This is a genomic window from Prosthecobacter sp., from assembly GCF_044222345.1.
Lineage (GTDB): Bacteria > Verrucomicrobiota > Verrucomicrobiia > Verrucomicrobiales > Verrucomicrobiaceae > Prosthecobacter.
Window position 1 is genome coordinate 1 of the sequence record NZ_JBGANL010000094.1, and the last position, 9989, is coordinate 9989.

10 protein-coding genes and 1 pseudogene are annotated in these 9989 nt (G+C 59.6%); 5 read left to right on the plus strand and 6 right to left on the minus strand.

Features of this window, described 5'->3' with window-relative positions; genetic code table 11:
- Positions 1-766: 766 nt before the first annotated feature.
- Positions 767-1078, minus strand: a complete 312-nt coding sequence (locus tag ACILSL_RS25680) for a hypothetical protein (RefSeq protein ID WP_395734932.1) — start codon at positions 1076-1078, stop codon at positions 767-769.
- 220 nt (positions 1079-1298) lie between these two features.
- On the opposite strand from ACILSL_RS25680, the gene ACILSL_RS25685 reads away from it, so the two are divergent.
- Genes ACILSL_RS25685 through ACILSL_RS25695 form a run of 3 tightly spaced genes read left to right on the plus strand, consistent with a single transcriptional unit; the run spans position 1299 to position 2930 of the window.
- Positions 1299-1559 carry a hypothetical protein gene (locus ACILSL_RS25685; protein WP_395734933.1) on the plus strand — a complete coding sequence of 87 codons (261 nt, stop codon included), beginning with the start codon at positions 1299-1301 and terminating at the stop codon, positions 1557-1559.
- 9 nt (positions 1560-1568) lie between these two features.
- A complete protein-coding gene (locus ACILSL_RS25690) occupies positions 1569-1904 on the plus strand; it encodes a hypothetical protein (protein WP_395734934.1) in 336 nt (111 codons plus the stop codon).
- 54 nt (positions 1905-1958) lie between these two features.
- Positions 1959-2930, plus strand: a complete 972-nt coding sequence (locus tag ACILSL_RS25695; protein ID WP_395734935.1) for an SDR family NAD(P)-dependent oxidoreductase — start codon at positions 1959-1961, stop codon at positions 2928-2930.
- Here the strand turns inward: ACILSL_RS25695 and ACILSL_RS25700 are convergent.
- The 4 genes and pseudogenes from ACILSL_RS25700 to ACILSL_RS25715 form a co-directional block, all read right to left on the minus strand.
- Positions 2927-3805, minus strand: coding sequence for an HAD family hydrolase (locus ACILSL_RS25700; RefSeq protein WP_395734936.1), 879 nt, complete (start codon positions 3803-3805; stop codon positions 2927-2929). The two genes, ACILSL_RS25695 and ACILSL_RS25700, sit on opposite strands and share 4 nt — an antisense overlap.
- Before the next feature lie 92 nt (positions 3806-3897).
- A complete protein-coding gene (locus tag ACILSL_RS25705) occupies positions 3898-4776 on the minus strand; it encodes a TIGR01777 family oxidoreductase (RefSeq protein ID WP_395734937.1) in 879 nt (292 codons plus the stop codon).
- 5 nt (positions 4777-4781) lie between these two features.
- Complete coding sequence (locus ACILSL_RS25710; RefSeq protein WP_395734938.1) at positions 4782-5342, minus strand: SOUL family heme-binding protein; 561 nt, start codon at positions 5340-5342, stop codon at positions 4782-4784.
- Positions 5343-5365: 23 nt separating this feature from the next.
- Positions 5366-6177, minus strand: a pseudogene (locus ACILSL_RS25715) (SAM-dependent methyltransferase).
- Here ACILSL_RS25715 and ACILSL_RS25720 point away from each other — a divergent pair.
- Positions 6106-6420, plus strand: a complete 315-nt coding sequence (locus ACILSL_RS25720; RefSeq protein ID WP_395734941.1) for a hypothetical protein — start codon at positions 6106-6108, stop codon at positions 6418-6420. The pseudogene ACILSL_RS25715 and the gene ACILSL_RS25720 overlap by 72 nt on opposite strands.
- A gap of 28 nt (positions 6421-6448) precedes the next feature.
- Positions 6449-8965, plus strand: coding sequence for a transglycosylase domain-containing protein (locus ACILSL_RS25725; protein WP_395734939.1), 2517 nt, complete (start codon positions 6449-6451; stop codon positions 8963-8965).
- A 3-nt stretch (positions 8966-8968) separates the two neighbouring features.
- Here ACILSL_RS25725 and ACILSL_RS25730 read toward each other — a convergent pair.
- Positions 8969-9989: cation:dicarboxylate symporter family transporter (locus ACILSL_RS25730; RefSeq protein WP_395734940.1), on the minus strand; the 1021-nt coding region annotated here is incomplete at its 5' end.

Below are 9989 nucleotides of genomic sequence, written 5' to 3' on the forward strand. Positions count from 1 at the left end.
ATCAGTTCCTCGAAGGTGGCTCATGCTCATCTTGTTGCTCATGAACATGCCACCGGTCAAACCGGTGAAATAGTTTTCACACAGCCTGGACAGCCAGCCCTACCAGCACTGGGCATGCGAGCGCCCAGCGCGAGGTAGGGAGGCTTGTCCTCAAGCCACCGCCGAGCGTCTCCATGCTCGCTTTCCGGAAATCAGTTTTGGAAAACGCTATACCACATGCCACTGAAAACGGGTCTGAGCAGGCTTGTGCACGGCTAGCGTGGCGCTACGGTCGTAGGTTGGATGTGTTGGGCGTTGTAACCGCTTTTTCGCTCCACAGCTCCCTCCGCCAAACCGTCCGACCATGAGGGTGTTCGCACGCCCCGATGTTTGCGGAACGCTGGTGGAAGGGCGGGCTGTCGCCACACCCATCCTACTTATGGCGGGCAAGCAAGCATTGACTGCCCGATTTGTCTTGAAGCCTCAAACTAAACACAAAGTCTTTTCTTTAGAACCGAACTTTCATCGGCTCCGAAATAGACTTATTTTTAATGTTCTGCTGGGCGTGGTATTAACCTAAGTTTCGGTCGGTAAAAAAGCAAAACCCATCCTCCCTTTGAGGAGGGAAGATGGGTGGAGAGTGGCACAAACTGTCAGAGGCTTACATCCCCCCGCCGCTGCGGGCGAGGAAATTGAGAGCCAAGGTGGCAACAGCGAGGATGAAAACTAACCAGGCAAGAGGCATGAGAAGATGAAGGAATGGGGTTGAGGAGATCCGTCAGTTGCTTCAAGGAATCGGCAGCAGTTCGGCTTTGAACTTCTCGTTGGACCAGACGCCGGTCGTCAAGGAGTGGGTTTCCCAAGCCTGCTTGTTGTCAGAAGGGACCATGATGGGGGATTCACCAACGGGATCAGATTTGACAGCATCAGCACCAAACATCTGAACCACCATCAAAACGGCGGAAAGTACGAAGCAGATCACCGAAAGCGGGACCAAGCCTGCCTCTGGATCCTTTTCTTCGTAGAACTGTTCCGCATCAGCGGCAGCGCTGCGCTTAACGGGGGCGCTGGGAGGGGCGGAGATGGAAGGGCGCTGCATGGCCTGCGTGGGCTGCAGCTTGACGGTCGCTTTCGGGAGAGGGCTGGCTGCGCCAACTCCACCACCCACCATGGGGCCAGTGCCTGCTCCAGGTGCTGAAGGCGGGCGAGGACCTGCCGTAGGCTTTTGCAGGGGGACAGTGGGTGCGCCGGTTTCGGTGCGCGGAGGTGGCGCGGCTGGATTTTGGGCGAGCGGGCGGGTTGCGGCCGGCAGACCTGCCATGGGCGGTGCGGAAGGACGAGGGGCCGCCGGTGCCACAGGTGCTCCTGGCGGCTTAGGCGCCGTAGGGGGAGCCAGCGGACGAGCCATCGGAGGGGGCATCGCGCCGGAAGGGGCGGGCGCGGCCGGTGGTGGTGACGAGGCCACTGGAATCGCGGAAGTGGTCTTTCTGGACGGCGGCGACATCGGCGGCGCAGGCAGCTTCACCGGGGCGGTGCTGGACTTGGGCGCAGGCGGAGGCAGCGGCGCGGAAGGCAGCTGAATGGGAGCCGTGGATTTTTTCGACATCATGGGAACCACGGATGTCGTGTTGAAAGAGGCTGGAATGCCGCCTGTGGCAGGGGAAACAGGGGCGGTGGCCTCACGCGGCTGGGTGACACCGGCACCTGGGCGACCACGCAGTGTGATGCGCACCGTTTCTTTTTTCAGCGGAACGGCGGCCGTTTTGGGCGTCGAGCCTGACGGTGGTGTAGGGGGCGTGTTTTCGGATTCGCTCATGGTTCAGGGACGGAAAATAGATGATTCGAAGAATTCCATGTATTTAGCGAAATTTGCCCCCTTGCGTCAATCCCTTTCTCCTGATGCCTTGCAATTGTCAGACCCTTGATCGTTAGTTGTCCATCTGGTGATCGGCAACCACGTCCTCCCAGGCCTTTCTCGCATGAAAATTCTTGTCACAGGCGGAGCCGGTTTCATCGGCTCCCACACCGTTGAGCGCCTTATTACTGAGGGAGCTGGGGAAATCACAATCATTGACAGCTTCAACGACTATTACAATCCCACGATCAAGCGTGAGAATCTGAGGTCATTCGGTTCGAAAGTGACGGTTTGTGAGGGGGACATCTCAGATCCGAAGTTTGTCCATGACACCTTTGATCTGGGCCGTTTTGACGCAGTTATTCATCTGGCGGCCCGTGCTGGCGTGCGCCCCTCCATTGAGCAGCCGGAGTTGTATATTGATACCAACATCAAAGGCACCTTTCACCTTCTTGAGGCCGCCCGGCGCACGGGGGTGAAGCACTTTGTCTTCGCCAGCAGTTCTTCCGTTTATGGGGTGAACAAAAAGGTGCCCTTTTCCGAGGAGGATCCAATTTTGCAGACAATCAGTCCTTATGCCATGACCAAGATGGCAGGCGAGCAGATGTGCTCGAACTACAGCCATCTTTACGGCATCAAGACCGTTGCCCTGCGCTTTTTCACGGTTTATGGCCCGCGCCAGCGCCCTGACCTGGCCATTTCAAAATTCTCCCGACTGATCGAAGATGGCAAGCCGATCGATAAATTTGGGGATGGCCACACCGCCCGTGACTACACCTTTGTCCACGACATCGTCGATGGCATCATTGGTGCGCTCAACTACACCAGCGGTCCCATCTGCGACATCATCAACCTCGGTGGTTCACAGACTGTGACTCTCAATGATCTGATCGCCACCATTGAGCAGGCGATCGGTAAAAAGGCCGTCATCAACCAACTGCCTGAGCAGCCGGGGGATGTGCCGCTGACTTCTGCGGATGTGAGCAAGGCCAAGGCCCTGATTGGCTTCAAGCCCACCACGACCATTGCGCAGGGGGTGCCGGCCTATGTGGAGTGGTTCCGAGACATGCGGGCGCGAGGCATTGCCGTGTGTTAAAAATGCGGTGCTGAGACCGTGCCTTCCTCGATTTCCTGGCGCCTTTTTCGCACGATGCCGTCGGCGATGTCCGTCACCATTTCCTCCAGCAGCAGCCGGAGATGGCTGCCAGGGCGGTAATCGGCCGGGGCGATGTGTTTGACGCGGTCGGCGAGGCCGGTGAGCTGGTAGCACTTGCGGAAGCTGCTGCGGCTGGCCTCGTCAGGATTGTAAACCGCCACTGCATGCCCGCCGTAGCGTTTCATCAGGGTGAAGCAGGGCACGTCCGTGGGGCCGTCTCCGACATAGATCATGTGCTGGAAGGGGATGGGGCGCAGTTCATGGGCCATGTGGTCGTTCACGTCCTCGTGAGGCTCCAGCATGCCCTTGTTGATGCGGAAGATGTACTGTGTCTTGGTGGTGTGGCTGATCACGCGTTTGGGGAACGTGATGCGGCCATTTTTATCCTCGCCGAATTCGCAGCCGAAGATGCGCTTCACAAACGGTGCGAGCGCCGAGCCATCGAGCAGGGCCTTGAGACCGCTGGAGATGATGTAATGCTCGATTTTCACACCGAGCAGACGGTGCTGGTCGTTCAGGACTTTGTTCAGCTCGTCGAAAAGCTCGGGCACGCCTTTGAAAAAATTCAACTTTGCGCCGAGTTTCTGCAGGTCCTCGTTGGTTGGCCGGTCCATGTCGAGGTAGTCCAGCATGCATTTCAGGTAGGCCAGTTCACCGTCGTAGCCCTCCTGATTCACGAGTTCACGGCTGCGCTTCCAGAACTGTTCCGGGTTGATGCCGAAGTGCGGGAAGAGTGTTTCATCCTGCATGTAGGTCGGGCTGAGCGTCTGGTCGTAGTCGTAAATGATGCCGATGGTGGTCTGCTGGGATGCCATGAGGGGCGGGAAGTTGACGGTGGTTTACAGTCGTTGACGATGGTTGACAGTGGTTTGGAAAACAACTGTGAACAACTGCAAACCGGCTTCCATCAGACCAGCGAGGTCAAAGCGCCGGAGAGTGTCGGGTGGAGAAAGGGGCAGCCCATCCTGGTGGCAACGCGGGGAACCACCCGCTGGCCACCCAGGAACATTTCGTCCGCCATGCCGCGCAGCAGCAGTTTGAGGGCGAAGGCCGGCGCATGAAAGAAGGCGGGGCGATGCAGGGCTGCTGCCAGCTTTTGGGTGAACTCGGCATTCGTGACGGCCTCTGGCGCGCACAGATTCAGCGGGCCGCTGACGGTTTCGGTGGTGATCGCCAGGAGGAGAAGCTGAACGGCGTCATCGATGTGTATCCAGGGCATCCATTGCCGGCCTGATCCCAGCCTGCCGCCGAGGCCGCAGGCAAACACCCGCCGCAGCAGTGGAAACGCCCCGCCATCGCGGCCCAGCACCATGCCCGTGCGCGAGGTGATGACGCGCATGCCAAGTGCTTCGGCGCGGTGCGCGGCTGCTTCCCAGCCTGCGCAGACATCGGCCAGGAAGCCTTCGCCACGCGGCGATGTTTCGTCCACGGCATCTGCGCCGCTGTTGCCATAAAATCCGGCACCGGAGGCGCATACGAGCACCTTGGGCCGGTTCTCGGCTTTCCAGGTGCCCAGGTGCGCGACCAGGGACTCGGTGAAATCCACGCGGCTTTTCCAGATGCGATCACGCTTCTCGGCTGTCCAGAGGCCCATCAGTGATTCGCCCGAGAGATGTACCAGAGCATCCAGCGGTGTCTCAGGAAGCGCATGGGGGGCCTGTTTGGGCTGCGTCAGGCCCGAACCCGGCCTGCGTGAATACGCGATGACCTGATGCCCCCGGTCTGTGGCATATGCCGCCAGGTGCCTGCCGATGAAGCCCGTCGCTCCTGTGATGCCGATGCGCATAGAAATTAAGGAGCGGAGATGGGAACCAGCACTTCATTGCGGCGCATAAAACCCGGTGTCCACGGCGGATCGTAACTGGCACTGAAGGGGGCACCCGCCTCTGGAAGCTTGTTCTGCTGCATCCAGGCTTTCAGCTTCACGAGGGCCTGCCGTTCCAGTTCCTGGGTTCGGGAGCCGCTGAAGCGATGCACGGCCACTCGCCGCGCTTTCATGGTGTCCACGTTCACCTGGGGGGACGCCGGGGCGGGCGTGTCTTTTTTGTGCTTTTCGGGAACCACGAAGGCCATTTTCCCATCCATCATGAAGACCGGCGTCGTCATGGAGATCTTCTCTTTGGCTGCATTTCCGCCGTCGATGTAGCGGAACAGCCGCATGAAACTGGAATTGTCAGCGTCCCGAGAAGTGGTGGCGATTTTGAGCTCTGGGTAGTCGCGAATTTCAAAGGCACCCTCCGTGCGGATGACCTTGTACGGAGCCGTTTCATAACCTGAACGTGATGTGGCGCAGGCGGCGATGCCGATGGCGCTGACAACCAGACCGCTGATGAGAGTGAGCAATTTTTTCATGGCCGAAATACGCGTGCCATGGATCAACGGGCTGACTTTTCCAAAATGAGGCACCGAAACGAGCGCCCCATCAAGGCTGGATGCGTGAGTGAATTGAACTGGCGCATCGTGGCGGCGTCAGGAGGGGTGCCTTCGAGGCTTTGAATCCATCTCATCGCCATGCGGCCCAGCAGGCGGCCCTGCAGGTCATAGTCACGCTGGGAGAGTCCATGACGCAGGGCTTCATCTGTCAGGCGCGTGAAATTGATATGCGTGGTCAGGTCACATTCACCGAGGTCTGACAGCACATGGCCGTCCATCTGGTGCTGCTTGTAGCGGCGGATGGTGCCATCGGCGCGGGAGTCGGCGTGGAATTCCTCCGCATCCAGACCGTAGTCAGCAATAAAGATGGCTCCGTGAAATGCGGCCTGGGACAGGGCGCGAATCCACGTGAGCATGGCGAGATTGATTTCGAGGGTGTGGCCGGTCTCGAGATCGTGGGGCAGATGTATCACTTCTGCCTCGAGTTCCACACAGGAGCAGGCGCCGGGAATGAAGCGGAAGGCCTCGGTGCCGTCGGCTTCGACGAACAATTCCTCCCAGCGTTCGCCATTCCAACGGACGAGATGCACCGGAAAGGCGTCCGGCAGTTCGTTGCAGAGGAAAAAACCGTGTTTGGGCGCTTGAACTGAGCCTCACGATATTTCGGGTTTGGCTCCACGATGAGGTAGCGCAGGGGGCTGCCCTCCAGGGCGCTCAGGACATCTTCAGCGAGCTGGCCGTCATGGGCACCCTGTTCGATGAGCGTGAAATCTTCGGGCTCTCCCAGCGCCCGCCATTCCTGCAAAGCGTACATGGCCAGCAGTTTCCCGAACAAGGGACCGACGCTCACGCTGGTGTAAAAATCGCCCTGACGGCCGATTTTGCGCGGGCCGGCTCCATAATAACCATGCTCAGGATGATAGAGCGCCAGATCCATGACCTGTGCAAAAGGCAGGCGACCGGAGGGAGAGGTGGCGAGCTTTTCTCGCAGAATCTGGGGAAGGGAAGACATTCGATGCACGGGAAAGAACTGGCGCGGATTGTGAAGGGCGGGTAGTTTTACCACCCTACTTTCTTACCAAGCCATGTTCCGTGATGATCCCGATCCCCAGCCTGTACGCAACTGGCGTGGCGAAGCCGGCCTAAAACTGCCGTTCTACCGCCGTGGCTGGTTCAGTGCGCTCGTGGCCTTTGCCCTGCTCTGCGTTGTATCAGCGTTTGGCGTTTACAGCGTGATCGTGGCGCCGCTGCGGCGGGATGCGGAGAAGTTTGACCTGGAGGAACTCAAAAAACTGGAGTCCGCGAGCATCATTTTTGACCGTGATGGTGATGAAATGGCCCGTCTTTACGTGCTGAATCGCACGCCGGTGCCGGTCACGGACGTGCCGCAGCACTTGATCGACGCCCTGGTGGCACAGGAAGATTCACGGTTTTTCAAGCACGACGGGGTGGACTACATCGGCCTGCTCCGTGCTGTGAAGGAAAACATCGTGGCCCGCGAAGTCACGCAGGGGGCGAGTACGATCACGCAGCAGCTTGCCCGGCAGACGTTCAAGCTGCTGGAACGCAGCTACAAGCGCAAGATTTTGGAGGCTTTCATCGCCCAGCGCATCGAGAAGCATTTTTCGAAGACGGAGATTCTGGAGCTCTACCTGAACCGCATCTTTTTCGGGGTGAATTTTTACGGCGTGCAGGCGGCGGCGCGCGGCTACTTTGGCAAGGATGTCAAAGAGCTGAGCATCGAGGAGGCGGCGACGATCGTCGGACTGATCAAGAGCCCGAACAATATCCAGCCGATCAAGCATCCCCAGCGTGCCATGAAGGAGCGCAATTACGTGCTGGAGCGCATGTCCATTGAAGGCACGCTGACAAGGGATGAAGCCGCAAAGCTCAAGAAAAGGCCGCTGGTGACCGCACCGCAGAGCACGGACCCGCGTCTGAGCTATGTCTTTGATGCTGTGAGGCGTGAGGTCGTGGATCTGGTGGGCGAGGAGCGCGCCTCCATCGGCGGCTTCCGCATCTACACCAGCATTGACCAGGATCTGCAAAAGGCCACTGAAGAGGCGGTCAGCAAGCGCATGGCGGAGGTGGAGAAGCGCCCGGGCTACGAGCACCAGACCTTTGCACAGTTCCGCACGATTCTGGCTGACTACCGTGCACGAATGAAGCGGGGTGAAATTGATCCCGCCACGCCCAAGCCGCTGCCGGAATATCTACAGACCGCGGCCTTAATGATCGACAACAAGGACGGCAGCATTTTGGCGATGGTGGGCGGGCGTGACTTTGGTGACAGCCAGTTCAACCGCGCCACGGACGGCGTGCGTCCGGCAGGCACCGCCTTCACGCCGCTGGTGTATGCCGCCGCGTTCAGCAGTCCGGGCCTTTATCCGGGCACCAAGGTGGATGATGCGCCGCTGGACAACCGCCGCGTGATGATCGGGGGCCTGACCGGGATTCTGGGTGAATGGGGGGCGGAAGTGGACAATCCCAAATGGACGCAGGCGCCGATGAGTTCGCGAGAGGCTCTGGTGCAGGGACGTAACTCCGCGACCGTTCGTCTGGGCGAGCGCGTCGGGGTGCCGATGGTCAAACAGGTGGCGCACAAGGCGGGGATCACCTCCGAAATGCGCGACTACCCCTCCACCTTCCTCGGTGCGAGCGAAGTGAGGCTGAGTGACATGTGCCTGGCCTATTCCAATTTCCCTACTCTGGGCAGCCGCCCGCAGAAGCTGAACCTGATCCAGCGCATCACGGACAATAATGACAAGGTGGTGTTTCAAATCGCCGAGGCTGCGCTGCGCAGTGTGCAGAGCATGGACCCCATCGCCGCTTATCAGACACACACCTGCCTCGTGGACGCGCTGCACCGTGGCACCGGCAGCCCGGCTGTGAGTGAGTACAAGCTGGGCGAGTTTGTGGCGGGTGGCAAAACCGGCACACACTATGAATTCAAAGACCTCTGGTTCCTGGGGTACACCTCCGGGGTGACCTGTGGTGTGTGGGCAGGCTTTGACAAACAGAAGACCATCTATCCCGGGGCGTTCTCCAACCACATCGTGCTGCCTGTCTGGGTGGACATGGTCAATGCCAGCGCCACGCGTTACATGCCGAAGGACATTGAGCCGCCGCAAACGGCGGAGCGCGTGGAAATGTGCCAGCGCAGCGGCATGCGTGCCACGGACTACTGCTACGAGAAGATCAAAGGACCTGATGGCCGTGAAAAATCCGTGCGATCCACCTACTTTGAGTATCTCCGACCGGGCACACCGCTGGAGGGCTTCTGCAACCTGCACACGGGGGAAGGTCTGCCGGTGGAGATCAAGCAGTTCGGCTATCAAAGTCCCGCCAGCAGTTTTGGTGCGGCCCCTCTCATTGCTTCGTCCAACCGCTGGGTCCACATCGAGCCTGTGCGCATGAGGGCGCTCACCGTCATCGGTGAAGACCCCTACAATTCCGAGCAGGCCGTGCCGCGTGCCAGCCCCGTGAATGACGATGGTACGCCGATCCGCAAAGCCATTCCCGTTGATGCCGTTGAAGCTCCGGATGAAGACGCGCCCAAGCTCAAGCTGGCCCCACCGCCGCCGATGAAGATTGAGCTGTGAGGATCAGCGCAGGAGCATGGCTCCCTTTTCAGGATCGAACTCCTTCTCCCACTTCGCCACCACGAGTGTGGCGAGGGTGTTGCCGATGAGATTGGTGATGGCGCGGGCTTCGGACATGAAGCGATCGATGCCGATGAGCACGGCCAGACCCGAGACTGGGATGCCGGTGTCGATGGTCGAGAGCGTGGCAACCAGCGTGATGAATCCCGCGCCCGTGACTCCTGCGGCACCCTTTGAGGTGAGCAGCAGGACCCCCAGGAGCACAAGCTGATGCCAGAGGGTGAGCGGAGTGTTGGTGGTCTGGGCCACGAACAGGGCGGCGAGCGTGAGGTAAATGCAGGTGCCATCGAGATTGAACGAGTAGCCGGAGGGGATGACCACGCCGACCACGGATTTGTCACAGCCGGCTTTTTCGAGTTTCAGCATGAGCTGGGGCAGGGCGGTTTCAGACGAGGAGGTGCCGAGCACCAGCAGCAGCTCGTCTTTGATGAAGACGAGCATCTTCCACAGGCTGAAGCCGTTCCAGCGCGCGATGCTGCCGAGAACAACGAACACAAAGAGACCGCAGGTGAGATAGACGCAGGCCAGCACCTTGGCCAGCTTGAGGAGCATGCCGGGGCCTTCCGAGCCCACGGTGTAGGCCATGGCTGCGCAGGCCGCGACCGGGGCGACACGGGTGATGATGGCGACGAGCTTGAAAAAAACCTCGGAGACGCTGTGCAGGAGATCGAGCACCAGCCTGCCTTTTTCCCCCATCTGGCACAGCGCCACGGCCACCAGCAGCGCGAGAAACAAGGCGGGGAGCACCGAATCGTCTGTAAACGCTCCCACGAAGGTCTTCGGCACGATGTTCATCAAAAAGGCCTTCGTGCTCGTGTCACCCGCCTTGGCCTGGTATTCGACCAGCTTCGAGGCTTCTTTGGCCGAGGCATGATGTTCCACCCCGGCACCCGGTTCGATCACATTGGCCACCACGAGGCCGATGAGCAGCGCCACGGTGGTGACGAGTTCAAAATAGAGCAGC